Annotated in this window: 23 protein-coding genes and 1 pseudogene; 11 read left to right on the top strand and 13 right to left on the bottom strand. The window is 63.0% G+C overall.

Annotation, left to right across the window (positions count from 1 at the left end; all coding sequences use genetic code 11):
* Positions 1-59 precede the first annotated feature (59 nt).
* The 6 genes from X728_RS148380 to X728_RS148405 form a co-directional block, all read right to left on the bottom strand.
* Positions 60-1,265, bottom strand: coding sequence for an aminotransferase class V-fold PLP-dependent enzyme (locus X728_RS148380; protein ID WP_031195646.1), 1,206 nt, complete (start codon positions 1,263-1,265; stop codon positions 60-62).
* A 20-nt stretch (positions 1,266-1,285) separates the two neighbouring features.
* Positions 1,286-1,747 (bottom strand): RidA family protein, encoded by a 462-nt coding sequence (locus X728_RS148385; protein ID WP_023673109.1) that lies wholly within the window; start codon positions 1,745-1,747, stop codon positions 1,286-1,288.
* A gap of 117 nt (positions 1,748-1,864) precedes the next feature.
* The gene (locus tag X728_RS148390) at positions 1,865-2,659 is read right to left on the bottom strand and encodes an amino acid ABC transporter ATP-binding protein (protein ID WP_023673108.1); all 795 of its coding nucleotides are present in this window, start codon (positions 2,657-2,659) and stop codon (positions 1,865-1,867) included.
* A gap of 4 nt (positions 2,660-2,663) precedes the next feature.
* Complete coding sequence (locus tag X728_RS148395; RefSeq protein ID WP_023684027.1) at positions 2,664-3,314, bottom strand: amino acid ABC transporter permease; 651 nt, start codon at positions 3,312-3,314, stop codon at positions 2,664-2,666.
* Between the two features lies 1 nt (position 3,315).
* Positions 3,316-3,981, bottom strand: coding sequence for an amino acid ABC transporter permease (locus tag X728_RS148400; protein ID WP_023832026.1), 666 nt, complete (start codon positions 3,979-3,981; stop codon positions 3,316-3,318).
* Between the two features lie 69 nt (positions 3,982-4,050).
* Complete coding sequence (locus X728_RS148405) at positions 4,051-4,881, bottom strand: transporter substrate-binding domain-containing protein (RefSeq protein ID WP_023737009.1); 831 nt, start codon at positions 4,879-4,881, stop codon at positions 4,051-4,053.
* A 155-nt stretch (positions 4,882-5,036) separates the two neighbouring features.
* Here X728_RS148405 and X728_RS148410 point away from each other — a divergent pair, with 155 nt between their 5' ends.
* Positions 5,037-5,852 (top strand): IclR family transcriptional regulator, encoded by an 816-nt coding sequence (locus X728_RS148410; RefSeq protein WP_023737008.1) that lies wholly within the window; start codon positions 5,037-5,039, stop codon positions 5,850-5,852.
* Between the two features lie 24 nt (positions 5,853-5,876).
* Here X728_RS148410 and X728_RS148415 read toward each other — a convergent pair whose 3' ends face one another.
* On the bottom strand, positions 5,877-6,080 hold the full coding sequence (locus tag X728_RS148415; protein WP_023673103.1) for a YdcH family protein: 204 nt from the start codon (positions 6,078-6,080) through the stop codon (positions 5,877-5,879).
* A gap of 239 nt (positions 6,081-6,319) precedes the next feature.
* On the opposite strand from X728_RS148415, the gene X728_RS148420 reads away from it, so the two are divergent.
* The 6 genes from X728_RS148420 (at position 6,320) to X728_RS148445 (ending at position 11,601) form a co-directional block, all read left to right on the top strand.
* Entirely contained in the window at positions 6,320-6,499 is a 180-nt protein-coding gene (locus X728_RS148420) for a YdcH family protein (RefSeq protein ID WP_023684024.1), read from the top strand.
* 287 nt (positions 6,500-6,786) lie between these two features.
* On the top strand, positions 6,787-8,040 hold the full coding sequence (ispG, locus tag X728_RS148425) for a flavodoxin-dependent (E)-4-hydroxy-3-methylbut-2-enyl-diphosphate synthase (RefSeq protein WP_023693643.1): 1,254 nt from the start codon (positions 6,787-6,789) through the stop codon (positions 8,038-8,040).
* Between the two features lie 3 nt (positions 8,041-8,043).
* On the top strand, positions 8,044-8,901 hold the full coding sequence (locus tag X728_RS148430; RefSeq protein ID WP_023832024.1) for a lytic transglycosylase domain-containing protein: 858 nt from the start codon (positions 8,044-8,046) through the stop codon (positions 8,899-8,901).
* Positions 8,902-8,909: 8 nt separating this feature from the next.
* Complete coding sequence (locus tag X728_RS148435; RefSeq protein WP_023690061.1) at positions 8,910-9,461, top strand: chloramphenicol phosphotransferase; 552 nt, start codon at positions 8,910-8,912, stop codon at positions 9,459-9,461.
* 176 nt (positions 9,462-9,637) lie between these two features.
* Positions 9,638-10,768: a sterol desaturase family protein gene (locus X728_RS148440; RefSeq protein ID WP_023690062.1), complete on the top strand. Its 1,131-nt coding sequence runs from the start codon at positions 9,638-9,640 to the stop codon at positions 10,766-10,768.
* Positions 10,769-10,848: 80 nt separating this feature from the next.
* Positions 10,849-11,601, top strand: a complete 753-nt coding sequence (locus X728_RS148445) for a Stf0 family sulfotransferase (RefSeq protein ID WP_023715042.1) — start codon at positions 10,849-10,851, stop codon at positions 11,599-11,601.
* Here the strand turns inward: X728_RS148445 and X728_RS148450 are convergent, their stop codons facing one another.
* The 3 genes from X728_RS148450 to X728_RS148460 form a co-directional block, all read right to left on the bottom strand.
* On the bottom strand, positions 11,602-13,944 hold the full coding sequence (locus tag X728_RS148450) for a response regulator (protein ID WP_023715041.1): 2,343 nt from the start codon (positions 13,942-13,944) through the stop codon (positions 11,602-11,604).
* An 85-nt stretch (positions 13,945-14,029) separates the two neighbouring features.
* The gene (locus tag X728_RS148455; RefSeq protein WP_023684018.1) at positions 14,030-14,215 is read right to left on the bottom strand and encodes a hypothetical protein; all 186 of its coding nucleotides are present in this window, start codon (positions 14,213-14,215) and stop codon (positions 14,030-14,032) included.
* A gap of 37 nt (positions 14,216-14,252) precedes the next feature.
* Entirely contained in the window at positions 14,253-15,272 is a 1,020-nt protein-coding gene (locus tag X728_RS148460) for a substrate-binding domain-containing protein (protein ID WP_031195645.1), read from the bottom strand.
* A gap of 218 nt (positions 15,273-15,490) precedes the next feature.
* Between X728_RS148460 and X728_RS148465 the strand changes: the two genes are divergently transcribed.
* From X728_RS148465 to X728_RS148480, 4 genes are all read left to right on the top strand, one after another.
* Positions 15,491-16,324, top strand: coding sequence for an inositol monophosphatase (locus X728_RS148465; RefSeq protein WP_031198040.1), 834 nt, complete (start codon positions 15,491-15,493; stop codon positions 16,322-16,324).
* A 34-nt stretch (positions 16,325-16,358) separates the two neighbouring features.
* The gene (locus X728_RS148470; protein WP_023727596.1) at positions 16,359-17,411 is read left to right on the top strand and encodes an ABC transporter substrate-binding protein; all 1,053 of its coding nucleotides are present in this window, start codon (positions 16,359-16,361) and stop codon (positions 17,409-17,411) included.
* Between the two features lie 109 nt (positions 17,412-17,520).
* Positions 17,521-19,707 carry an iron ABC transporter permease gene (locus X728_RS148475; protein WP_050589926.1) on the top strand — a complete coding sequence of 729 codons (2,187 nt, stop codon included), beginning with the start codon at positions 17,521-17,523 and terminating at the stop codon, positions 19,705-19,707.
* Between the two features lie 14 nt (positions 19,708-19,721).
* Positions 19,722-20,822: an ABC transporter ATP-binding protein gene (locus X728_RS148480; RefSeq protein WP_050589925.1), complete on the top strand. Its 1,101-nt coding sequence runs from the start codon at positions 19,722-19,724 to the stop codon at positions 20,820-20,822.
* 165 nt (positions 20,823-20,987) lie between these two features.
* On the opposite strand, the pseudogene X728_RS01000000166875 reads toward X728_RS148480, so the two are convergent.
* The 3 genes and pseudogenes from X728_RS01000000166875 to X728_RS148490 form a co-directional block, all read right to left on the bottom strand.
* Positions 20,988-23,424: pseudogene (locus tag X728_RS01000000166875) on the bottom strand (xanthine dehydrogenase family protein molybdopterin-binding subunit).
* A complete protein-coding gene (locus tag X728_RS148485; protein ID WP_023832022.1) occupies positions 23,421-24,407 on the bottom strand; it encodes a xanthine dehydrogenase family protein subunit M in 987 nt (328 codons plus the stop codon). Before X728_RS148485 ends, X728_RS01000000166875 begins: the two are co-directional and overlap by 4 nt.
* Positions 24,404-24,895 (bottom strand): (2Fe-2S)-binding protein, encoded by a 492-nt coding sequence (locus tag X728_RS148490; RefSeq protein WP_023730815.1) that lies wholly within the window; start codon positions 24,893-24,895, stop codon positions 24,404-24,406. The genes X728_RS148485 and X728_RS148490 overlap by 4 nt, the downstream gene beginning before the upstream one ends.
* Between the last annotated feature and the right edge of the window lie 187 nt (positions 24,896-25,082).

The raw sequence follows: 25,082 nt of genomic DNA, 5'->3' as shown, positions 1-25,082 counted from the left end.
GGTAAAGGCGCGCCTTAGCGGAATTCGGGCTGGCCCGCAAGGATGGCGGCCGCCGCAGCCTAGTCCGGCCAGCGCAGGGCGCCGGATGAATCCTTTCGCGGCTGTCTCATCGCATCCGTCGGCCTGTCGGCCGCGGTGAGCACGGCGCGCAGCTGCTCGGCGACGATCTCGGCCTCGCCGGGGTGCAGATTGCACGGGTCGAGGAAGAAATGGCCGCGCTCGGCCTCGTGGTTGCGCACGATGATGGGCGGCGATCCGGCCGCCAATGCCGAGGCGAGGCCGGCGGCGGTGAAGCGGCTTTTGGGCAAGACAAAGATTTGCAGCCGGTCGAGCGGATTGGCGGTCGGGTCGGGAATGATGTTTGCGACGATGCCGGGTATTCCCTGTAGCGAATCCCTCCACAGATTGAGCGCCGCTTCCTCGCGCCGGCGGATGCCGGCATGGTCGCGCTTTTCCCAGGCTTCGAGCGCCGCCATGGTGCCGGCGATGCTTTCCTTGCCGACCTTCATGGCGCGGGCGACGCCGCGGTTCTGCAGATAGGCGGCGCGGACAAGATCCTTGCGTCCCGTAACGATGCCGCTGGTTGGCCCCGAAAGGAATTTGTGGCCGCTGTAGACGACGATGTCGGCGCCGCGCGCCAGGAAGCTGCGCAGGTCATATTCGGAAGCCGCGTCGACGATCACCGGCACGCCCCTGGCGTGGCAGATTTCGCAGAATTCCTCGAGGGAAAGCATGCCGTACTGCACGGTGTGGTGCGCGACGACATAGAGTGCTGCCGCCGTGCGCTCATTGATCGCTTCGCGCAGGTGATAGTCCTGGGTGACGCTGACGGTACCGGCTGGAATGACCTTGGCGCCGGCGACGCGGATCGACTGGTCGATCGGCGCGCCGTAATTGACGATATGGCCAAGCTGGATGACGACTTCGGACTTCAGGCCTTCGGTGTCGTCGGGCAGCCGTTCGATCGCCAGCAAATTGGTGCCGGTCATCGCCCCGGCGATCGCCATTGTGATGCCTGAGGCGCAGCAGGCGGTGATGAAGCCGGCCTCGCCGCCGGTGAGGCGGGCGGTGATCACGCTTGCGGCGCGCTGCAGATCGTCCATCTCCACCCATTGCGAGGCGATCTCGGCCATGGCGCTGATCGCCTCGGGAACGATGATCGAGGCGCCGAGGGTCGTCATCGTGCCGGAGACGTTGATGATCGGCCTCAGTCCCAGCCGTTCACGGATCGTGGTGTTGGAGCCGGTGTCGGAATAGGTTTTCATGTTCAGCAATCCCTTGACGGTCAGGCGGCGATCTCGACGACCGCTTCGATTTCGACGGTGATGTTTCCAGGCAGCGAGCCGACCCCGATCGCCGAGCGTGCATGGCCGCCGATCTTGTCGAAGACGCTGGCGAACAGGTCCGAGCAGCCATTGACCACTTTCGGGTGGTCGCTGAAGGTCGGCGTCGCATTGACGAAGCCGAGCAATTTGACGACGCGCACGATGCGGCCGAGATCGCCGGCGGCGGCGTGCATGACGGCGAGCAGGTTGAGGCCGGTGAGGCGGGCATGCTCATAGGCCTGCTCGACGGTGACGTCCTCGCCGACCTTGCCGGTGCACAGCGTGCCGTCGGCGCGCAGCGGCCCTTGACCCGAAAGAAAGATCAGCCGGCCGCTTTCCGCATGGGTGACGAAATTGGCGATCGGCGTCGGCGGCTCGGGCAGCGTCAGGCCGAGCTCGGCGAGCCGGATGTAAGGCGTCATGGAAGAATTCTCCTTGGGCCGGCCTGTTGTTTTACGCAATTCCCAAGGGAAAGCGCTTCGCGCTTTTCCCGGGAAAACCGCTTACACTTTTCCTGGAATTGCTTCGGGCCGCCCATGTCAGAAATGCGAGGCGCGGAACCGCGCCAGGAAAGAGCGCAGGCGCTCATTGGTGGTCTCTTCGGCAAGGATCTCCTTCGGCGGGCCAACAGCGCTGACACCGCCATCGGCCATGAAGACAATGCGGCTCGAAGCGTCGCGGGCAAAGGCCATCTCGTGCGTGACCATCACCATTGTCATGCCGTCTTCGGCCAGGCTGCGCACAACGGCCAGCACCTCGCCGACCAATTCGGGATCGAGCGCGGAGGTGATCTCGTCGAGCAGCAGGATCTTTGGCTCCATGGCGACTGCCCGCGCTATGCCGACGCGCTGCTGCTGGCCCCCGGAGAGTTCCGCCGGCAGGCTGTCGGCCTTGTGGGCGAGGCCGACGCGGCTCAGCCAATGCTCGGCGATCTGGCGCGCCTCGGCCTTGCTCTTGCCGCGCACCTTGGTGAGGCCGAGCATGATGTTGCCGGCGGCGGTGAGGTGCGGAAACAGGTTGAAGCTCTGGAACACCATGCCGGTTTCGGCGCGCATATTGGCAAGGTCGCGCTCGCTGCGCCGCTGGCGCGCGCCGGCCTCACGAAAACCGACCTCCTTGCCGTCGATGCGGATCGAACCTGAGTCGTAGCTTTCGAGAAAGTTGACGCAGCGCAGCAGGGTGGTTTTGCCGCTGCCGGAAGGGCCGATGACGGTGACCACCTCGCCCCTGTCCACCTTGAGGCTGACCGAGCGAAGCACCTCGACCGAACCAAAGGCTTTCGAGACCCCGGCAATGTCGAGAAGGGCAGCATTGTCGTTCGAGCTTGTGGCCATCGTGCTAGTCCCGGATGAAGGCAAAGCGCCGTTCCAGCCGCCGGCTGGCGTAGGAAAGCGCATAGTTGACGGCGAAATAGATCAAGGCGCCGAGGATGTAGAGCGGCATCGCCTCATAGGTGCGGCCGATGACCTGGTTGATCGCCTGCATCAGGTCGGTGATGCCGAGCAGCGAGACCAGGGCGCTGCCCTTGACCGCATCGGTGACGCCGTTGATCCAGGGCGGCAGGAAGCGCCGGAAGGCCTGCGGAAAGATGACGTAGGTGAGCCGCTGGCGAAAAGTCAGCCCAATGGCCATCGCCGCTTCTGACTGGCCCTTGGGAATAGAGCCGACGGCGCCCCGGAGATACTCAATGACCTGCGCCGTCTTGAACAAGGTCAGCGCCAGCACCGCCGCCGAGAAGGATTGCAGATGCAGGCCGATGGCCGGCAGGCCGTAATAGACGAAGAACATCAGCACCAGGATCGGGATGCCGCGGATGGTGTCGGAGAAGATGCGCACGGCCCAGCGCAGCGGCGCCGGGCCGTAGACCAGGCCGACGCCGAGCGCGACGCCGGCAATCAGCGACAGCACCACGACCAGCAGCGACACCCACAAAGTGATGGCGAAGCCCTGGGCGAGGAACGGTACGGCGTAGAGGATCTGGCTCAGCATGTCAGCGCGCAGCCCTGAACCGGCGTTCGACCAGCCGCAGCCCGAAGAGCAGGGTGTAACCGGTCACCAGGTACATCGCCGTCGTCACCAGATAGACCTCGACGATGCGGAAGGTGTTGAAGTTGATCCACTGGGCGCCGAAGGTGAGCTCGGGCACCGAGATCACCGAGGCGATCGACGTGTCCTTGAACAGCGAGATGAAGGTGTTGGACAGCGCCGGCAGCGTGATGCGCAGCATGGTCGGCAGGCGCACATGAACCAGCCGCTGCCAAGGCGTGAGCCCGATCGCCTTGCCGGCATCGAGCTGGCCGCGCGGCACGGCTTCGAGGCCGGAGCGGAACACCTCGACCAGATAGGCGCCGCTATAGACCGACAGCGTCAGCGCGAACGAGGTCGGCGCGTCGTAGGCGACGTCGATCACCGTCGGCAGGCCGTAGAAGACAAGATAGACGAGCAGGATCAGCGGCACGTTGCGGATGAATTCGACGTAAGCCGCAATGATGGCGCGCACCACGCGTCCGGCCGAGACATACCAGACCGCCAGCACCAGGCCGATGACGACGCCGATGGCAATCGAAATCACGGCAAGCTCGAGGCTGAGCAGAAGGCCGCCCCACAGCTTGTCGAAATGGCGCCAGATCAGGTTGAAGTTGAGCGTATAGCCCATGCGTCTCCGGCAATAACCAAGGGGATGCGAACTAGAAGGCGGAAGGGCTAACCCTTCCGCCAGCACTTGTCAGACAACCGGGAAACCGGGATGGCGGGCCGGCGGCTCTTGGCCGAAATAGTCCTTGAAGGCGGCGTCGTAGAGTGTGGTCTCATGGCCGAACATGGCGATGGTGAAGGTCTGGTTGACGAAGGTCAGCCAGTCCAGGTCGCCCTGCCTGACCGCCGCGCCGTAGAGCATCGAGTACCAGCTCTTGCCGGCATCGAAATATTTGTCGGGGTTGCGCGAGGCCAGCCAGCGCACGGTTGAAAGATCGACAGCGGCGGCATCGGCGCGTTTCGATTCCAGTGCCTGCAGCACATTGGCCTGAGTGTCGATCTGCAGCACCTGCGCCTCCGGCAGGGCGTAATGGACCGAGCTTTCGGCATCGACATTCTGCAGGATCGAGATGCGCGTCGCCGAACCACCGGCGAGCAGCTTGTCGAAGGTCTTGTTTTCCGCCGTCGGCAGCGTCAGCAGGGCGACGCCCTCGACATAGTATGGCCTGGAGAAGTGGATCAGCTGCGAGCGCTGCGCGGTCATGGTCATGAACTGGATGGTAATGTCGACCTTGTTGGTGGTGACATTGGGGATGCGCTGCGCCGGATCCTGCATGACGAACTCGACCTTGCTCGGATCGTCGAACAGGCCCTTGGCCAGAATGCGGCCCATGGTGATGTCCATGCCGACTAGCTCGCCGGCATCGTTTTCGAAATGCCATGGCGCGTTGGTGCTGCCGGTGCCGACGATCAGCTTGCCGCGGTCAAGCGCGGTGCGCAGAACGCTGTCGGATGCGGCTTGTGCCGCCGCCTTTTCGGCGCTGACAGCGGTCATCACGCCCGCCGTTGCAAGCCCGGCCATGCCCAGTTTCAGAAAATCTCGCTTGGATGCGTCGTTCACTGCGACCTCCTGTTGTTTGAGTTCCCCTACAGACACACGTGTCGCCGACCTGAATTGTCTCTTACAATAGACATATGTATCCTATACAAGACAGATACTAACATCAGGAATCAGTTATGCAAGATAGCAATGGACTCACGGATCGGGCGGAGCTTGGTCCAGCCGAGAGCCCGACGCCCGACAAGACCTCCGGCTCGCGCGAGAAGGGCCTCAACCGGGTGCTGGAGATCCTGGACTTCCTGCATGCTACGCAGCGCGCCATCGGCATTGGCGATCTCGCCAAGGGGGTGAATGCGCCGCGCTCCACCACCTATACGCTGGTGCGTTCGCTGGTCGATGCGGGTCTCCTGGAGATGGAGGGCGACGGCAACCGGGTCTATTTCGGCAAGAAGCTCTACCTCTATGGAATGGACTATGTGAGGGGCAACGACCTGCTTAGGCGGGGCCGGCAGGAGGTCGACAATCTGTCGCGCGAGACCAGCGAGACCTCCGAATTGTGCATGCTGCAAAGCGGGCGCTATACCATCGTCCATTCCAGCCCCGGCACCAGGCCGTTCCGCATCAGCTCGGCCACCGGCCTGCAGATCCCGCTGCCATGGACGGCATCGGGGCGGCTGCTTCTGGCCGGATTGGAAAGGGCCGCCATCCAGGACATGGTCTCGGAAGACGACCTTTTGCTGCCCGACGGCCGCAGGCTGCAGTTCGACGACTTCATTGCCGATATCGCGACGGCCAGAACGACCGGCTATTGCATCACTTCGGGGCTGGTCGACGCCTACACCAAATGCCTGGCCGCCCCTGTCTTCGCGGCCGCCGGCAAGGTCGAGGCGACGCTGTGCCTGGTGGTGCCGATCGACACTTCAGCGGAGAAGACCGACGAATTGCTGACGTTGCTGCGCCATCGCGCGGCGCGGCTGTCGATAGCGGGGTGAGCAGTTAGGCCCCGAGGCCGTCGGCTAAGCGATGATGTCCGGAATGATCTTGTCTTCCAGCGCCATCAGCCGGTCCTTGAGGAAAAGCTTCTTCTTCTTCATGCGCTGGATCTGCAAGGGGTCGCAGCCCATGGCGATCATCGCATTGATGGCCGCGTCGAAATCGGCATGCTCCTGCTTCAGGCGGGAAAATTCGAGGCGGACATCGGCCTTTTCCTGGTCGGACATTCTCTACCGTCTGCATGTCTGCGGCGCCCGGCAATGGGCATGATTGGGCGGGGGCGGCATCAATTGCCGCCGGCGCGCAGCCAATATCACATATCACAATGTCGTGGAATGCTACCACGCAGCATTCGACATCGCAGCCGGATGGTGGCAGACTGTCATGGTGCCGTCACAGATGCGACCTGCGGTGGACGTGCCTTTGACGGCTGCAATCGAGGAAACCATGAAAGGGAGAACCAATCATGTCTCTTGCATCCCATCTTGATGAGTTGCAGCGGAAACACGGTGATATCGAACGCGAGATCGACGATGCGATGAACCATCCATCGGTCGACGACCTCGAAATCGTGAATCTGAAGCGACGCAAGCTGGCACTCAAGGACGAGATTGAAAAACTGAAGGCGAAACCGACGAGACACTGACGCCCTTCCAGGATTAGACGCGCCGCCTTGGCGCGTGACTATCGCTCCGGTGGCGACATGCCGCCGGAGGCCTGTTTTTGCTACTGATTCCGATACTGTTGGCTGGCGAAACCCGTCTGTGGGGTCACCGCGCTGCTGCGATTTGGCGGCTCTGCTTGTCTGTCGCCATTGACAAGCCATCTTTGCTCCTCCACCTCATGCCCGAACCTCAGCGCTATGCGCTGATAGCTGATTGAGCGTGCGTCGACGTGGACGTATGTCGCTCGGGTGATCAAGAGGCTGCCGGCATGACCGGGTATTTTTCCTCCCCCTTTGCGCGCCGGACATCGGTCGGCGTCGATGTCGGCGGCGTGGTCGTCGGCGGCGGCGCGCCGGTCGTCGTGCAGTCGATGACCAACACCGACACGGCCGATATCGACCAGACCGTCGCGCAGGTTGCGGCTTTGCATCGCGCTGGCTCCGAGATCGTGCGCATCACCGTCGATCGTGACGAGAGCGCCGCCGCCGTGCCGCGCATCCGCGAACGGCTCGAGCGGCTCGGCATCAATGTGCCGCTGGTCGGCGACTTCCACTATATCGGCCACAAACTGCTGGCCGATCATCCGGCCTGTGCCGAGGCGCTGGCCAAATACCGCATCAATCCTGGCAATGTCGGCTTCAAGGACAAGAAGGACCGCCAGTTCGCCGCGATCGTCGAAATGGCGATCAGGCATGACAAGCCGGTGCGCATCGGCGTCAATTGGGGGTCGCTCGATCAGGAGCTGCTCACCCGGCTGATGGACGAAAACCAGCGCCAAGGCTTTCCGCTGACGGCGCAGGAAGTAACCCGCGAAGCGATCGTGCAGTCGGCCATCCTGTCGGCCGAAATGGCCGAAGAGATAGGCCTCGCCCGCGAAAAGATCATCCTGTCGGCCAAGGTCAGCGGCGTGCAGGATTTGATCGCCGTCTATGCCGAGCTTGCCACGCGCTCCAACCATGCGCTGCATCTTGGCCTCACCGAAGCCGGCATGGGATCCAAGGGCATCGTCGCCTCGTCGGCTGCCATGGGCATCCTCTTGCAGCAAGGCATTGGCGACACCATCCGCATCTCGCTGACGCCGGAGCCGAATGGCGACCGCACGCGCGAGGTGCAGGTCTCGCAGGAACTGCTGCAGACCATGGGCTTCCGTCAGTTCGTGCCGATCGTCGCCGCTTGCCCCGGCTGCGGTCGCACGACCTCCACCGTGTTCCAGGAGCTCGCCCAGAACATCCAGGCCGATTTGCGCAAGAACATGCCGGTCTGGCGGGAGAAATATCCCGGCGTCGAGAACCTCAAGGTCGCGGTGATGGGCTGCATCGTCAACGGCCCCGGCGAATCCAAGCACGCCGATATCGGCATATCGCTGCCCGGCACCGGCGAGATGCCGACCGCACCCGTCTTCGTCGACGGCAAGAAGTCGGCGACGCTGCGCGGTCCGTCGATCGCCGCCGATTTCGAAAAAATGGTTGCCGACTATATCGAGCAGCGGTTTGGACAGCACGGCAAAGCCGCGGCCGAATGAGCCATGCGGGGGCTGCTCAAAGCCGGGGTGATCCTGTTCTGCGGGCTGAGTGCCGGACAGGCGCTTGCCGATCCACCGCAATCGCGCTCGGCGGCGAAACGATTGATCGGCCATGTCTGTGACCTGATCGAGACGCATGCCGAGCGGAACGGCCTGCCGAAGGATTACTTCGCCCGGCTGATCTGGAAAGAAAGCCGCTTCGATCCCAATGCGGTTAGCCCGGTCGGTGCCGAAGGGATCGCCCAGTTCATGCCGAGCACCGCCAAGATGCGCGGGCTGGCCGATCCTTTCGACATCGACCAGGCGATCCCGGCTTCGGCGAAATATCTCGCCGAAATGAAGACCGGCTTCGGCAATCTCGGCCTGGCGGCGGCTGCCTACAATGCCGGCGAGAGCCGCGTTTCGCGCTGGCTGGGTTCGGGCGGCTTCTTGCCCATGGAGACCGAGAGCTACGTCTTCGACATCATGGGCGAACCGGCCGACAAGTTCTCCGACAGCGCCTACGCCGGAACGATCGAGCCGCTCGACGCGAAAACCAGCTTTCCCGTCGCCTGCCGCAAGCTGCCGGTGATCATGTCCAGAACCGTGGCGATGGCCTCGATCAATGTGAAGCCATGGGGCGTCCAGGTGGCCGGCAATTTCCGCAGGGGAGCTGCGATCAATCAGTGGCTGAGGGTCAGGAGCCGGTTTCCGGCGCTGCTTTCCGGTCGTGACCCGGTGGTCAGCCGGGTGCGCACGCCGATCGGCCGACGCGGCATCTACGCCGTCAGGATCGGCGTCGACGACCGTGCCGCCGCCAACGTCATCTGCCAGAAACTGCAAAGCGTCGGCGGCGCCTGTATCGTCGTGCGCAACCGATAGGGGGCGACATGACGGCCAAAATCGTCCTGCTTAATGGCGTCGGCAGCGCCGGCAAAAGCTCGATCGCCAGGGCGCTGCAAACAATCGCCACCGAGCCCTTCCTGCATGTCCAGATGGATGCTTTCATCGACATGCTGCCGCCGGCGCTGCAGGATCATGCCGACGGGTTTTCCTTTGAGACCGTGCTGGAAGACGGCAAGCCGTCGGTGGTGATCAGGAGCGGGCCGGTCGGCGCGCGAGCCATGCGCGGCATGCGCCATGCCATCGCCGCCATGGCCGGGCAAGGCAACAATCTCATTGTCGACGACGTGATCTTCAATGACGAGATAGCGGAGCACCGCAAGTTGCTGTCGAGCTTTGACCTGCATCTGGTCGGCGTCATGGCGCCGCTGGAGGTGCTGGAAGCGCGCGAGGCCGCGCGCGCCGACAGGCTGCCTGGCCTGGCGCGCTGGCAATATGGACGCGTCCACAAGGGCATGGACTACGACCTCGAAGTCGACACCAGCCGGCTGACGCCGCTTGAATGCGCCCGTCGCATCCAGGAAAGATTCCGACTATAGTGGCCGGTGTTCTTTTGTTGCAATCATGGCTCTTCCAATCGCCCAAAAGCGATAGTCACCCGTCATGTGCAGGGTCGTGGCGATTAAATATTAATGAGCCCTGCTGTAGCAAAAGAGGTCGATATCTCCGACGAGAGCTTTTTTGCGATCGTCAAAAAGGCGGGGCATAGGGGGCGGTGGCAAATTTCCTTAGACGCGTTGTAAGTGAACTTGAAACGCCGCGCGCCAAACGGCCGTTCGGTTCTGGCTGGCTGTCCGGCTCGATTGGCTTGCTTGCCGGGGTCACCGCCCTGCTGATGGTCATCGTGCTGCGCTACCCGTCGCTTACATCGATGCCGGATCTGGCCCCCATCCACCAGATGCTGTTCTTCAAGCCGGTGCTCTATTTCGTCCTCATCTCCGGCTATATCCTGGCGATCCTCAGCATGACGCTGCGCAGGCAAAAGACGCTCGGCGCGGCAGCGATGTTCACTGTGCTGCTGGCGTCGCTGGTCGGCATGCTTCCGGTGCGCCATCAACTGCACATCGACGGGGTGTTCTTCGGGCTCGATTTCTTCATCCTGAACGCCTTGTTCATGGGTGTGCTGTTCGTCCCGCTCGAACGTCTTTTCGCGCGCAACAAGGATCAGACCGTGTTCCGCGACGAATGGCGCGAGGACCTGTTCTACTATCTGGTCTCGTCGCTGCTGGTGCAGATTTTGACCTACCTGACCTTGGCGCCGTCCAACTTCGTCAATTCACAGGGCGCCCTTGGTTCGGTGCGCGCCTGGGTCCACGGCTTGCCGTGGCTGGTGCAACTGCTGGCGGTGATGTTCCTGACCGACCTTGCCCAGTATTGGGTGCATCGGGCCTTTCATCGCATTCCCTGGCTGTGGAAGTTCCATGCCGTGCACCATTCCGCCAAGTCGATGGACTGGATTGCCGGTGCGCGCATGCATTTCCTGGAAATCATCGTGCTGCGCAGCCTGACGGCCACCCCGATGTTCGTGCTGGGGTTCGATGAATCGGCTATCCAGACGTATATATTGATCGTCTACGTCTATTCGTCGTTCATCCATTCCAACATCGGAACCAGTTTCGGTCCAGTCGAAAAGGTGCTGGTGTCGCCGCGTTACCACCACTGGCATCACGGCCTCGAAAAAGAAGCGATCGACGTAAATTTCGCCATCCATTTCCCGCTGCTCGACCGGCTGTTCGGCACCCATCATATGCCCGAAGGGCGCTGGCCGAACGGCTACGGCATTCACGGACATCCCGTTCCGAACGGATACTGGCAGCAATTCCTCTATCCCTTCCGGCGCGGCTAGACTGGAGCCTTTCGCGAAGCGCGCGTGTCACCGCGCCCTGGCGGGGTTAGCCCAATCCATGACAAGCGACAGAGTCCCAGATGCTTGACGGCTACATAATCTGCGGCACGCCGAGAACCGGAAGCACTTTGCTGTGCGGCCTTCTGGCCTCGACGAAAACAGCCGGCGATCCGCACTCATTCTACCGGCGGCAGGACAAAGCGGAATGGGCCGAAGAGTGGAAATTGCCGCATCCCGAGACGATGAGCGCGCATGATTTCGACGTCGCCTATCTCGGTGCGGCAATCAGCGCGGGAAGGGGCGGAACAGGCGTCTTCGGCTTGCGCCTGATGCGGGAAAACCTGGGTGAACTCTCGGCCATCCTCGACCGGATCTACCCAGACCTGCCATCGGACAAAGCACGCTTTGAAAAGGCCTTCGGCCGGATCCTCTACATCCATCTTTCGCGCGAAAACAAGCTGGCGCAGGCGGTGTCGCTGATCAAGGCCGAGCAGACTGGGCTTTGGCACATCGCGCCCGACGGAACCGAGATCGAACGGGTCGCACCGCCGCAGGAACCCCGCTACGATTTCAAGCGGATCCAGCGCGAGCTTGCCGAACTCGAAGCCTATGACGCGGGCTGGAATGTCTGGTTCGCGGAGCAGGGGATCGTCCCGCTGCGCATCGGCTATGAGCGCCTGTCAGCCGATCCGGCAGCGGCATTGTCATCCATCTGCAAGGCCCTGGGCGTTCCGGCGCCGAATGCCGCCGACGTAAAGCCGGGCGTCGCCAAGCTCTCCGACGAGACCAGTCTCGACTGGATGCACCGCTATCGTCTGGACGCGGCGATTTGATCAAGCCCTCTTTACCGTGACCGTTTCGCTGAGCCATGTGCCGATCTTACTGCCGAGGCGGTCGGGCGACACCGGCTTGGGCAGATAGTCGTCCATTCCGGACTCGATACATTTGTCGCGGTCGCCCTTCAGTGCGTGAGCGGTGACGCCGATGATTGGTGTGTGATTGCCACTCGCTGCCTCCGCCGCCCGGATGGCGCGGGTCGCCTCGTAGCCGTTCATCTCCGGCATGGAGACGTCCATGAGGATCAGCTTCGGCCGCAGCGCCCGGTACATCTCAACGGCCGTGCGGCCATTGCTGGCGATGCGGTAGCTGAGGCCAAGCCCATTGAGGATTTGGCCGAACACCAGCTGGTTCACGTCATTGTCCTCGGCGATCAGAATATCGATCGGGCCGTTTGGCGTGGCGATCGATTCAGGCACTGTGGCCGCCGGAATTGCCGGGCCGCGAATGACGGTGAAGGCGGGTGGCGTCACGGGTGCCGCCTGCGGAACAACAGGCTCGCGAACGAACTGGGCCTTGCCGATCTGGGCCCGCGCTTTCTGGATGGCCGAGATGACGGTGCCGAGCAGGATGGCCGAGCGCGCCGGCTTGGTGAGATGCGCGGCGATGCCGAAATCGATGACCATCTTGCCGAAATCGACCTGATCGACCGAGGTCAGCAGCACCACCGGGATGGCGGAGAGACGGCTGTCGGCGGAAATCGCCTTGGCGACATCGGCGCCGTTCATGCCGGGCATCTGGTAGTCGAGGATGATGCAGTCGACCGCAGCACCGAGTTGGCTGGCCCGGTCTAGAAAGGCGAGGCCGACGGCGCCGCTTTCGGCGGCCGCGCAGTCGAAGCTCCAGCTTCTGAGCTGCTCCAGCAAGATCTCGCGGTTGACCGGGTTGTCGTCGATGACCAGCACGCGGGCGCCGGTGACATCGACCGGCACGATCTCGTTGCGCGTGTCCTGCTGATGCGCCGGCAGCGGCACGGCGAACCAGAACACCGAGCCGCGGCCGATCTCGCTTTCGACGCCGATCTTGCCGCCCATCAGGTCGATGAGGCGGGCGGCGATGGCAAGGCCGAGGCCGGTGCCTTCATGGCGGCGCGTCGACGAGCCGTCGACCTGCGCGAATTTCTCGAACACGTTCTCGAGCTTCTCGGCAGGAATGCCGATGCCTGTGTCCTCGACGCGGACCTTGAGCTGGACCATGCCGTCGACCACCTCGCCGCCGACATCGATCAGCACATGGCCCTTCTCGGTGAACTTCACCGCATTGCCGAGCAGATTGGTGACGATCTGACGGAACCGTCCGGCATCGCCGACGACATGGGCAGGCAGGCGCGGGTCGACACGCACGATCAGCTCGAGGTTCTTTTCGGCGACGCGCGCCGACACCAGTGTGGCCACGTCCTCGACCGCTTCGGCAAGCCGGAAGGGTGCAGGATCGAGCGTCAGCTGACCGGCATTGATCTTGGAGAAATCGAGGATGTCGTTGATGATGGTGAGCAGCGCATTGCCGGACTTGACGATGACTTCGGTGAAGGTTTTCTGGCGCGCGTTAAGCTCGGTCTTGGCGAGCAGTTCGGCCATGCCCAGCACGCCATTCATCGGCGTGCGGATCTCATGGCTCATATTGGCCAGGAATTCCGATTTGGCGCGGTCGGCCGCTTCGGCCTTGAACAAGGATGCGGCGGATTCGGTGAAGGCGCGGCGAATCGCATTTTCCATCGGCCGGAAGATCCAGAGGGCAACGATGGCAAGAACCGCGAACAGAAGGCCGCTTGCCCACAACAGCAGCCTGTCGCTGGAGGCGTCGGCCAGATGGCGTTCGCCATCCATGGCGGTACGCACACGCACCAGCATCGGCTGGACGAACAGGTCGTTCTGGTTGAGGATTTCGCGCGAACTCCATTCGTCGGTCTGTTGCGCCGCCGACATCAGGTTGAAGTTGCGCACGATGTCGCGCGACGACCAGAACAGGTCGCCGTTGACGGCGGCCGACGAGAGTTCGTCCAGCGTTTTGGCCGACAGGCTCGGCTTGATCGCGGCCAACTCCGCGGACAGTGTTTCGATCTCGCTGGTCAGGCGTTGCGAATGGCCGCGCGCTGCGGCGGCAAGGCCGTCACGGGTTTCGGTGCGCCAGGTCGTGCTGGCGGTTTCGGCAAAGCTGGAGGCGTTGCGCAGGTCGCGGGTGAAGACGACGAGATTGCTGCTCAGCGCGTCGATGTCGTGGCGGAAGGAATTGACGCGATTGAGCGCAAACATCACCGCGGTGGAAGCCAGCGCAAAGATGAGCAATCCCGAGATGTAGCGGATCCGGATCGAGCGGATGAAGAAAGAATATTCCGGCATGCGCAACCCCAACACATACGCATCATTTTAACGGTCGGGATTACGCTTGATTTACATTAAAATTCCGTTCGCGCCTGGCGGGCCGTCAAGATCCTGGCTGCACGTGCCCGGAGTTGGCGCCATAGAGGGTGGCATCGCATTCGCGCATCATGCGCAGTGCTTCTTCCTCGGTCAGGCCGAACTTGCGCATCATGCTCCGGATTTCGGGGCCTACAGCTATCTCCACCGGTCTTGCCGCCTGGCGGGTCTTCCTGGCCTTTTTCTTGGACATCAGTACGTTTCCCGTCTTGACCGACACATGTTTCGCATCAGCCCTGGCCCGGCCTCACCGTGCTGCGCCAGACCATGGGCGCATGGCAGATCAGGCGGCTGCCAGCCTCCTCCCGCGCGCCGGTCGCGAGCCGCACGGCGCGCCTGGCGATCTCCTCGATCGGCGGCGAGAACGTCGTCAGCCGGTAAGAGGCCCAGTCGGCCTGTTCAATGTCGTCAAAGCCGATGACGCAGAGATCGCGGGGTACGTTGATGCCGAACTCGTGGCGGGCCGCATCGAGAAAGCCGCACGCAATCAGGTCGGTCACGCAGAACGCCGCATCCGGCCGCTGCCGGCCGGAAAAGAGTCGCCTGGCGCCATCGGCTCCGGTGGCATAGCCGGTGCGGCCCTCGCGCCACACGGTCACCTCCAGCCCTTCCTTCTGCGCGGCGGTAAGGAAGGCGGTTTCGCGGGAGAGCAGGCTGGGCGTGCCGGCAGCCGAGGTCACCAAAGCGGGGCGGGTACAGCCGGCCCGGATGAAGGCATGCAGCGCTGCCTCTGCGGCTGCAGCGTTGTCGACACCGATATTGTGCGGGCCGTCGAAGCGGTCATCGCGATTGATCAGCACCAGCCGCTGGCCGTTCTCAAGACAGGTGCGGATCAGCAACTGCGGCGGCGAGCCGGACAGAACGATGCTCGCATCGGCGCGATAGTTCAGCGTGTTGCGCAGCGCCTGGTCGACATGGTGGCTGGGGCCGGAGGTGTTGAACACCATGGCCATTTTGCCGGCGTCCCGCAGATGTTGGGTCAGCGCCTTCTGCAGGCGGGCATGATAGGGCGTGTCGCCGTCGGCAACGATGAGGCAGACGATGCCGGTCGAAGCCCGCATCAGGCCGCGAGCCAGATGGTTGACGTGATAGCCGAGTTGCTCGGCCGCCAGCATCACCCGCTCGCGGGTTTCCCCGGAAACGGAAGCGCCGGGCGTGAAGGTACGTGACACGGCCGAGCGCGAAACCCCGGCGAGGTCGGCAACCTGCTGGGCGCTGGAAAAACCGGTGCGGATTCTCGGAACCGTCAAGCGAACGCTCTCGCTGCTGTTTTCGTAATTCTTTGCACGCCCGTGCAATGTAATGCAACTCTTCTGCCATTGCCACCCACCGCACTTGACAGGCATGGCGGAATGCAACAGCTTTGCACAGCCGTGCAATACAAGCCGGCTCAAGAGTGGCATCGGAGGAATACCCTGTCCATTTCGCCGAAGACGGCATTGAGGGCGCGACTGTCCGGACCGGCTGCATGAGCAGGGCGGCGGCGCATCCGAAGGCGGACCGGCTGTCCGAGGCCGAGATGGACAGGCGTGCCGAGGTCTGCCGGAAACTGCTTGTCACGGCCGGGCAACTGGCGATGGAAGGCTATGCCCGGCAGGGCGCCGTCCAGCCGGTGGCGATGAAAGGCCCGCAGGATTTTCTCACTGAAACCGACGGTAAGGTCGAGGAGCACATCCGCGCGACGCTGGCAGACGCTTTTCCGCAGGACGGGTTTTTGGGCGAGGAAGGCGGTGGCATCGGCTCTGCCCGCATGTGGGTCGTCGACCCCATCGACGGCACCGCCAATTTCATGCGCGGTATTCCGCATTTCTGCATTTCGATAGCTTTCGTCGAGGACGGCCGCAGCGAGATCGGCGGCATTGCCAATCCGGCCATCGGCGAAACGTATTTTGCCCGTCGCGGGCAAGGCGCGACACGCAATGGCGCGCCGATCCATGTTTCGCCGACGCAAGCGTTCGACCGTGCCTTTGTGGAGTTCGGCTGGTCGCCGAGGATTCCGAACCGTGAGTATCTCGACAAGGTGAGCCTGGTGTGGGCGCTCGGCGCCAATGTACGCCGCTCCGGCTCCGGAGCGCTTGGGCTGGCCTATGTGGCCGACGGCCGCTCGGATGCCTATGCCGAGCTGCACATCAATTCGTGGGACTGCCTGGCCGGATTGCTGCTGGTGGAGGAGGCCGGCGGCCGGGTGAACCGGTTCCTCGACGGCGACGGCATGGCGAAGGGCAATCCCGTGCTTGCGGCAGCACCCGGTGTCGCGGCGACATTGTCCCAGGTGATCGGAGTGCCGCTCGACGACGGGTAGATCGTTTCCAGTGAGAAGACAGGGAGGAATATCGATGAAGACATTTGACAGTAAGCAAGGCTTGCGCGCCGCCTGGCTTGGCCTTGGCGCGGCGCTGGCCATGTTCGGATTGGCGGGTGCCGCCCAGGCGGCCGACCGCAGCCTCACAATGTATTGCGCCGTCGACGAGGCCTGGTGCCGGGCGATGGCGACCACCTACCAGAAGGAGACGGGCGTCAGCGTCGACATGACCCGCATGAGCGCCGGCGAAATCTACGCCCGCCTCCGGGCCGAGAAGGACAATCCGCAAGCCGATATCTGGTGGGGCGGCACCGGCGACCCGCATCTGCAGGCGGCGGAAGAGGGCCTCACCCAGGAATACAAGTCGCCGCAACTGGCAAACTTGCGCGACTGGGCGCTGAAGCAGGCCGACAGGTCGAAGAACCGCACGGTCGGCATTTATCTCGGTGCGCTCGGCTATGGCTACAATGAGGAAGATCTGAAGCAGCGCGGGCTGACCGCGCCGGCGTGCTGGGCCGATCTGGTCAAGCCGGAATTCCAGGGCGAGATCGAGATGGCCGACCCGAATTCATCGGGCACGGCCTGGACCATGCTTGCCACCATCGTCCAGCTGATGGGCGAGGACAAGGCATTCGACTATCTCAAGCAGCTCAACAAGAACATCGCCGAATACACCAAGGCAGGGGCTGCGCCGGCGCTCGCCGTCGGCAAGGGCGAGACGCTGATCGGCATCTCCTTCCAGCACGACGTGATCAATGCCGCGAAACAGAACCCTGCCGTGAAGGTGGTGTCGCCTTGCGAAGGCACCGGCTTCGAGATCGGTTCGATGAGCATCGTGACGGGCGCCAAGCATGCCGAAGAGGCGCAGAAATTCTACGACTGGGCGCTGAGCCCGGACGCGCAGAAGCTCGCGGCGCCGAACGGCAGCTTCCAGATCCCGTCGAACACCGCCACGCCGGTGCCGCCCGAGGCGCCGGACCTCTCGAAGATCAAGCTGATCGACTACGACTTCGCCAAATACGGCTCGTCGGCCGAACGCAAGCGGCTGTTGAAGAAGTTCACCGACGAGGTCCGCAATGGCGGCTGAGCGCGTTCTTTCGCGCTCACTCTAGCATCTGATCGCCGGCTGCCCTTCGCGGCAGCTGGCGCACCGTCCTTTGGCAACAGAAAGACATTGAATGGCCGCGGCCGGTTCCATGGTCAGTTCCGCTCCTGGACGCAGCGCGCTCCCCTGGGTAATGGCCGCGTGGGCGAGCTTCGTGCTCTTGCCTTGGTACAAGGTCGAAGGCGGCTTCCTTTCGTTCGACTGGCTGGCACAGCCGGCGGATGCGACGCCGGCCATCATGCTGGCGCTCGGTGGCCGGCCCTGGCTGTTGCCGATTATCCTGCCGCTTCTGCTGGCGAGCTGGCTGGTGGCGCGCAACAACCCCAAGAGCCTGGCGGTTGCAGGCGCGGCGGGCCTGCTGTGGCTGGCCATCGAAGGCTTTTCCATCATCCATTCGGGCTGGGGATTTGGCTTGCTTACCCAGGTCGCCGGCACGCCGGGACCGATACAGCCGGGGCTCGGCTGGGGTGCGGCGCTCTATGCCGTGGCGATGCTGATGTTCATCGCCGAGGCGCTCGCTGCGCGGGGATGGTGCAAGGGCGACCGTTTCGTCGTCGGCTCGCTCTCAATCGTGATTGCTTCGCTGATCCTGTTCGTCGCCTATCCGCTGCTGTCGATCCTCACCTCGGCCATCAAGGACAATGACGGCAATGTCGTGCCGGCGCTGTTCTTCGATAAGATCTTTAGCGCCAACATATGGAGCCTGCGCTGCCTCTATGGCGAGGGCTCCTGCGGCGTGGCGTGGAACACGGTGGCGATCGCAGTCCTCGTCGGCTTTTTCTGCACGGCGCTCGGCCTAGCGCTGGCGCTGATCGCGCTACGCACCAAGCTGCCGGCCAAATGGTTGCTGCGCGGCCTGTCCATCCTGCCGATCATCACGCCGCCCTTCGTCATCGGCCTGGCGCTGATCCTGCTGTTCGGCCGCGCCGGCATCGTCACCAACCTCATGTCGGTGCATCTCGGCATTCCGCGCAGCCGCTGGATCTATGGCATGGCCGGCATCACCATCGCGCAGGTGCTGGCCTTCACGCCGATCGCCTTCCTGGTTTTGGTCGGCGTGCTGCAAGGGGTCAGCCCGAGCATGGAGGAGGCGTCGCAGACCTTGCGCGCCAGCCGCTGGCGGACGTTTCGCACCGTCACCTGGCCGTTGATCCGGCCGGGCCTGGCCAGCGCCTTCCTGATCTCGTTCATCGAGAGCATGGCCGATTTCGCCAATCCGCTGGTGCTGGGAGGCAATTTCAACGTGCTGTCGACCGATATATTCTTCGCGGTGGTTGGCGCGGCGCACGACCAGGGTCGCGCGGCGGTGCTGGCGATCGTGCTGTTGATGTTCACGCTGGCAGCCTTCGTCATCCAGCGCCGCTGGATCGGCAGCCGCAGCTACGTCACCGTCGCAGGCAAGGGCGATGGCGGCGTACCGGCGACGCTGCCCAAGGCCTTGCGGATCGGCTGCTACGCCGCCGTCGTTCCGTGGCTGGTTCTGACCATCGTGGTCTACGGCATCATCCTGGGCGGCGGTTTCGTGCAATCGATCGGGCGCGACAACACGCCGACGCTCCAATATTTCCTCACCGCCTTTTCGATCGAGAAAGGCGTCAATGGCTGGTTTTTCAGCGGCTCGGCCTGGCCGTCGCTGCTGATGACCATCGGCCTTGCGCTGGTGGCGATGCCGTTCACCGCGGCGCTCGGCATCCTGACGGCCTATCTGCTCGACCGGCAGCGTTTCGCCGGGCGTACCATGTTCGAGTTCCTGGCCATGATGAGTTTCGCCATTCCCGGCACGGTGATCGGCGTCAGCTATATCCTTGCCTTCAACGTGCCGCCGGTGCAGTTGACCGGTACCGGGTTGATCATCGTCATCTCCTTCATCTTCCGTAACATGCCAGTGGCGATCCGTGCCGGGCTCGCCAATCTGGGCCAGATCGACAAGAGCCTGGACGAGGCATCGCTGACGCTTGGGGCGCGGTCTTTTGCTACCTTGCGGCGGGTGATCCTGCCGATCCTGAAGCCGGCGATCGTGACCGCGATGATCTACAGTTTCGTGCGCGCGGTGACGGCGGTCAGCGCCGTCATCTTCCTGGCGAGCGGCCGGTTCAACCTTGCCACGGTCTACATTGTCGGGCGCGCAGATGTCGGCGAATACGGCATCGCGATTGTCTATTCGGCGGTGATGATCGTCGTCATGATGGTCATCCTGATCGGCATCCAGCTGCTGGTCGGCGAACGCCGGCTCGGCCGGCGCCGGCCTGGTCCGGAAGCCGTTGTGGCAGCAATCTGATGGGGAGAAGCGGCGTGGATCAGACGGCGAAGAATGCTGCCCCGGTTGTCACGGACAGGCCGGCCGTGCGGTTCGAGGGCGTCACCAAGAAATACGGCGCGGTGATCGCCGTCGACAATGTCAGCTTCGACATCGCGCCGGCCAGCCTGGTGACGCTGCTCGGGCCCTCGGGTTGCGGCAAGACGACGACGCTGCGGCTGATCGCCGGACTGGAACAGACCAGCACCGGGCGCATCCTGATCGACGACAAGGACGTCACCTTGCTGTCCGCCGCTGAGCGCGATGTCTCCATGGTGTTCCAGTCCTATGCGCTGTTTCCGCATATGAACGTGATGGAGAATGTTAGCTACGGCCTGCGGGCGATGGGGCTTGGCAAGGCGCAGGCAGCCGAGCGCGCCGCCGAAAAGCTGTCGCTTGTCGGCCTGTCCGGCTACGAGAAGCGCCAGCCGAGCGAATTGTCCGGCGGCCAGCAGCAGCGCGTCGCGGTGGCGCGCGCTATCGTGCTGGAGCCGAAGGTGCTGTTGTTCGACGAGCCGCTGTCCAATCTCGACGCCAAGCTGCGCCGGCGGGTGCGCGACGAAATCCGCGGCCTGCAGCAAGATCTGGCGCTGACCATGGTCTATGTCACGCATGACCAGGAAGAGGCGCTCGCCGTCTCCGACCGCATCATCGTCATGAACGCCGCTCGCGTCGCCCAGGACGGTACGCCGCGCGACCTCTACAACGAGCCGGCCAACCGTTTCATCGCCGACTTCATGGGCGACGCCAATCTGCTCGACGTCGAGGTGCTTTCCAGCAATGCGACCAGTGCAAGGGTCAAGGTCGGACCCTTGCTGCTCGACATGCCGGGTCGCGGTAACGCTCCGGGACCGGCGATGCTCGCTGTGCGCCCGAATGCCGTGCGAATCTTGCCCGGCCAGCCAGCGGGCACCATGAAGGGCCAGGTGGTCAAGAGCTCGTATCTCGGCGACCACATGGAATACCGGATCGCGATCAGCGATCCGGCGGTCGAACTGTTCGCGACATCGCCTGATGTCACACCCGCCGTGGCGGAAGGGACGATGGTCGGGATCGATTTCGATCCGGCGAAGATCGTGCTGATCAAAGACGATTGAACGCGCCGGGAAAACCGTTGCACACTTTCCCGGCGTTGCTTGGTGACGTTACAACAGGCGGCGACCAGGGATTAGCGACCCAGTTTTGCCTTGGGTTTAGAATCGTTGTTTTTGCATGCTCGCCTATTTGCGAGCCTGAGGGTCACCAGAGCGCATCGACCGAACTCAAACGAGCTTTTCCAGCGTGATCGGAAGGCTTCGAATGCGTTTGCCGGTCGCGTGGAAGACGGCATTACCGATCGCAGGTGCGACCCCTACGACACCGATCTCGCCGACGCCTTTGCCGCAGGTGTGGAGCGCTATGATGTTGTCGCNCACCGATCTCGCCGACGCCTTTGCCGCCAAGAGCGGTTGCCTGCATGTCCGGAATTCCAACCGAAATCACCTGGATGTCGGGCACATCGGCGTTAACCGGGACGGCATAGTCGGCAAAATTCGCGTTGATGGTGCGCCCGTCTCGCTGGTCGACGTAACCTTCTTCCAGGAGAGCCTGCCCGAGACCCATGACCATACCGCCGATCCACTGGCTTTCCGCAAGCTTCGGATTGAAGATCCTGCCGCTATCGAATGCCGAGACCATGCGCTTGACGCGGATCGTGCCAAAATCCTCATCGATCCGAACTTCCACGAAATGCGCACACCAGCTATGGGCCGAGACGCCTCCTTCCACAGCGCCCTTCAACTGTGCAAAACTGCGGTCAGCTCCGTTCTTCATCTCCTCGGTGGCGCCGGGAGCAAAGGTGTTACCCTCGGTTTCCAGTTTGTCTTTGCCCACCGCCTTCAAGAGTTCCGCGATGCCGATACCGCCGTTCGGCCGTCGGGTCGGTTGCACCGAGCCGTTTTCGAACGTGAGGTCAGTCGCCTTCGAGGCTGCCAGCGGCGACTTCGGATCGGATGCGGCAAGCGCCAGCAAGGCGTCCCGTGCATTCCTGGCCGCCTTGTCCACCGCTCCCGTCAGGTTGTTGGCCTGCTGGGAACCGCCTGCGAGCGCCGATCTGGGGAGGAGGGTATCGCCCAGCCGCACCGCGACTGTCTCAACAGGAACGCCCAATGCGTCAGCCGCTGTCTGGGCGAGAATGGTATAGGTCCCCGTTCCCATGTCGGTGCCCGCGCTGAGGACTTCGATCTGTCCACTGGCATGGAGTACGATCTTGGCTTCGCTCGCGGTACGGATCATGGGGTATGACCCGGCGGCCATTCCATAACCGATCAACTCGCGGCCTTCGCGCATCGAGCGAGGGGCCGGGTTCCGGTTCCACCAGCCGAAGGCTTCCGCGCCCACGGCATAGGCTTCGCGTAACTGTCGAGTGCTCCACTTCATCCCATTGCTGGGATCCGTCTCCGCCCAGTTGGCAAGGCGCAGCGTGACCGGATCCATGCTGAGCGCGTACGCCAGCTCGTCGATCGCGCTTTCTACAGCATAGGCACTGGGGTTTTCGCCGGGGCCCCGTTTCCAGCCGGGCTGGACCGTATTGACCGGGACGACGTTGAGACGTGAAGAAAAGTTCGGCGTCGCATACATGATCTTCGTCACATTGTTGCAAGCCTCGATATGGACTTCGTCAATCGCCGTCTCGTTCCAGCTCTCATGGACGATCGAGCTTATCTTTCCGTCCTTCGAGGCTCCGATTGAGAGTGTCTGCCGTGTCGCCGGTCGGCCGCCAAGGCCGGTAAAGGTCTGCGGCCGCGTGAGAGAAACCTTGATCGGCCTGCCCAGTTTCCGCGAGGCCGCGCAAGCCAGCCCCACATGCGGATGTGCCCCGATCTTGGACCCGAACCCACCGCCGACATAGGGCGAGATCACCCGCACATTCTCGATGTCGATGCCGAGCCATTCCGACACGACGGTCCGTGCCCCGCCAACCCACTGGCTGGGCTCCCAGACGGTGATTTTCCCGTTGTCCCAGGAAGCGATGCACGCATGCGGCTCCATCGGCACATTGTATTCGCGTGACGTCGTGTAAGTGACGTCTACCTTGACCTCGGCATTGGCCAACGCTGTCGCCGCATCGCCCCACGCGGCACCCATCTCATCGATGGGCTGCACTTTTGCCTTGGGATCGTTGATGTCGAGAATAGGGTCGCCGTCCTCATATTCGATCTTGAGAAGACTTGCCGCTTCCGTTGCCTGCTCAAAGGTTTCTGCGACCACGAGCGCGATATGCATGCCGTTGAAACGGACCACATCGTCTTGAATTGGGGTAAATTCCTCGGTCGCTCCGCCGCCCTTGCTGTAGACGGTCGGCTTGTTGAGCTTCAGGGAATTCTGCGCGGTGTAGACATCCAGGACACCCGGTAGAGCCTTGGCGGCCGACGTATCGATACTGGCGATACGCCCTGCCGGCCGCGTCGATTGGACGGTAACGCCATAGGCCAGGTTCTCCAGCTTCTGCTCGATCGCATAGCGAACCTGCCCGGTTACTTTCAACGGGCCTTCGGCGCGGGAAAGCCTGGCACCGAGAGCTGGCGCCTTGGCGGGGACGGTCTCAGCCGCAACGGCTTTTGACGAGAGATCGACAGCGGCGCCAGCGACAGCGGCTACGCCGGCGCCGAGCTTCAAGACGGTGCGGCGGTTGAGTTCGAACGCGTTACCATGTGTCATGCGATACCTCCTACCGTCATCAGGGCGCGGGCCACGACCTTCGGTGCCAGTTCAATCTTGAATGCGTTGTGTCCGCTCGACTTCGCGCCGTCGCCGGCGGCTGACGAGGCGCTACGAAGCGTCGCCTCGTCGAGCGTCTTTCCCTTGAGCAAATTTTCGACGGCGCGCAGGCGCCAGGGTTTGGTGGCGAGGCCGCCGACCGCAATGCGTACTTCGCGAATTGTCTTGCCATCGGCTTCCAATTCGATTCCGACAGCGGCGCTGGCCGCGGCGAACTCGTACGACGCGCGATCCCGGACCTTGAGATAATGCGAGCGTTCCAGGGCTGCCGAACGCGGGATCTCGATCCCGACGATCATCTCTCCGGGCGACAGATTATGCTCAAGGTGTGCGGTATCGCCAGGGAGCAGGAAGAATTCGTCGGCGGGAATTTTGCGTTCGGAAGCTCCCCGGATGATGACCGTGGCGTCGAATGCCACCAGGGAAACCGCAAAATCTCCGGGGTAGATTGCTATGCACGCGTCACTCGTGCCGAGCACCGCGTGGTTGCGGTTGACGCCGTCAAGGGCAGCGCATCCGGAACCAGGATTGCGCTTGTTGCAGTTCGAATAAGCGCCCGGGTCCCGGAAGCAACGGGTTCGCTGCATCAAGTTTCCACCGATGGACGCCATGTTGCGCAGCTGTGCCGAGGCAGCGCGCCACAGGCTTTCGGAAAGCACCGGCGCAGCCTGCTTGATATCGGCGTGGTCGGCGACCTTGCTCATCTTGGCGAGCGCACCGATGCGAATGGCATCCGCCGATACCTGGATCGTGTCCAGGCCTGAAAGGCGTGTGATGTCGACCACCCGCGCAGGACGCTCGACATTCAGCTTCATGAGGTCAACAAGCGTGGTCCCACCGGCGAGAAATCTTGTCTCCGGCTTGGCAGCCTCGGCAATGGCCGTCGCGGCATCTTTGGCGCGGAGATACTCGAAAGGTCTCATAGTGCTGCCTCCTTCTTCAGGCGGCTGGCGGCATCGCGCACCGCGGCGACGATATGGGGGTAAGCGCCGCACCGGCAGATGTTGCCGCTCATGTATTCGCGGATGTCCTCGTCCGTATCGGCGTGGCCCTCACGAATGCATGCAACGGCCGACATGATCTGACCGGGGGTGCAATAGCCGCACTGGAATGCATCGTGCTCGATGAACGCGGTCTGGACTGCGTGCATCACGCCGTCGGCAGCCTGGAGGCCCTCGATCGTCGTGACCTGACGGCCTTCGACCTGGGCCGCCAGCGTCAGGCAGCTCAATACCCGCTCGCCGTCGACGTGGACGGTACAGGCGCCGCACTGCCCATGATCACAGCCTTTTTTCGTGCCGGGCAGGTTGGCATGCTCGCGTAGTGCATCCAGCAGAGTCACGCGTACATCAAGATTGAACTGGTGGCGCCGGCTGTTGATGTCCAAGGCTAGCTGTCGGGGCTCTGGCATGTCGTCTCCTCGAGTGGCGGGCGGGATATAGGACGCGAAGCTAATCGGACCGACGACGCCTGGCGGCATCAGTGGGAAAGGGAACGTCCATTCCGAAGTTCGGTCGTTGGCCGGTTGCCCAACGGTCAACCCTCAGGAGAGCACGGGCGCGACATTCGGATTAGCCCCCAGAATTCGCATGAGCCTA

The sequence above is a fragment of the Mesorhizobium sp. L103C119B0 genome (genome assembly GCF_000502235.1).
Lineage (GTDB): Bacteria > Pseudomonadota > Alphaproteobacteria > Rhizobiales > Rhizobiaceae > Mesorhizobium.
The sequence above is the reverse complement of the archived record's forward strand: the minus strand, read 5'-3'. Positions and strand labels throughout refer to the sequence as shown.

Excerpts from the sequence above, each read along its gene's own strand:
- X728_RS148475 (WP_050589926.1), top strand. The coding sequence starts at position 17,521 with ATGGTCAGTTCCGCTCCTGGACGCAGCGCGCTCCCCTGGGTAATGGCC.
- X728_RS148455 (WP_023684018.1), bottom strand. The coding sequence starts at position 14,215 with ATGTCCAAGAAAAAGGCCAGGAAGACCCGCCAGGCGGCAAGACCGGTG.
- X728_RS148450 (WP_023715041.1), bottom strand. The coding sequence starts at position 13,944 with ATGCCGGAATATTCTTTCTTCATCCGCTCGATCCGGATCCGCTACATC.
- X728_RS148430 (WP_023832024.1), top strand. The coding sequence starts at position 8,044 with ATGCGGGGGCTGCTCAAAGCCGGGGTGATCCTGTTCTGCGGGCTGAGT.
- X728_RS148415 (WP_023673103.1), bottom strand. The coding sequence starts at position 6,080 with ATGTCCGACCAGGAAAAGGCCGATGTCCGCCTCGAATTTTCCCGCCTG.
- X728_RS148445 (WP_023715042.1), top strand. The coding sequence starts at position 10,849 with ATGCTTGACGGCTACATAATCTGCGGCACGCCGAGAACCGGAAGCACT.
- X728_RS148470 (WP_023727596.1), top strand. The coding sequence starts at position 16,359 with ATGAAGACATTTGACAGTAAGCAAGGCTTGCGCGCCGCCTGGCTTGGC.
- X728_RS148380 (WP_031195646.1), bottom strand. The coding sequence starts at position 1,265 with ATGAAAACCTATTCCGACACCGGCTCCAACACCACGATCCGTGAACGG.
- X728_RS148465 (WP_031198040.1), top strand. The coding sequence starts at position 15,491 with ATGAGCAGGGCGGCGGCGCATCCGAAGGCGGACCGGCTGTCCGAGGCC.
- X728_RS148435 (WP_023690061.1), top strand. The coding sequence starts at position 8,910 with ATGACGGCCAAAATCGTCCTGCTTAATGGCGTCGGCAGCGCCGGCAAA.
- X728_RS148400 (WP_023832026.1), bottom strand. The coding sequence starts at position 3,981 with ATGGGCTATACGCTCAACTTCAACCTGATCTGGCGCCATTTCGACAAG.
- X728_RS148420 (WP_023684024.1), top strand. The coding sequence starts at position 6,320 with ATGTCTCTTGCATCCCATCTTGATGAGTTGCAGCGGAAACACGGTGAT.
- X728_RS148390 (WP_023673108.1), bottom strand. The coding sequence starts at position 2,659 with ATGGCCACAAGCTCGAACGACAATGCTGCCCTTCTCGACATTGCCGGG.
- X728_RS148405 (WP_023737009.1), bottom strand. The coding sequence starts at position 4,881 with ATGGCCGGGCTTGCAACGGCGGGCGTGATGACCGCTGTCAGCGCCGAA.
- ispG (WP_023693643.1), top strand. The coding sequence starts at position 6,787 with ATGACCGGGTATTTTTCCTCCCCCTTTGCGCGCCGGACATCGGTCGGC.
- X728_RS148395 (WP_023684027.1), bottom strand. The coding sequence starts at position 3,314 with ATGCTGAGCCAGATCCTCTACGCCGTACCGTTCCTCGCCCAGGGCTTC.
- X728_RS148485 (WP_023832022.1), bottom strand. The coding sequence starts at position 24,407 with ATGAGACCTTTCGAGTATCTCCGCGCCAAAGATGCCGCGACGGCCATT.
- X728_RS148385 (WP_023673109.1), bottom strand. The coding sequence starts at position 1,747 with ATGACGCCTTACATCCGGCTCGCCGAGCTCGGCCTGACGCTGCCCGAG.
- X728_RS148410 (WP_023737008.1), top strand. The coding sequence starts at position 5,037 with ATGCAAGATAGCAATGGACTCACGGATCGGGCGGAGCTTGGTCCAGCC.
- X728_RS148490 (WP_023730815.1), bottom strand. The coding sequence starts at position 24,895 with ATGCCAGAGCCCCGACAGCTAGCCTTGGACATCAACAGCCGGCGCCAC.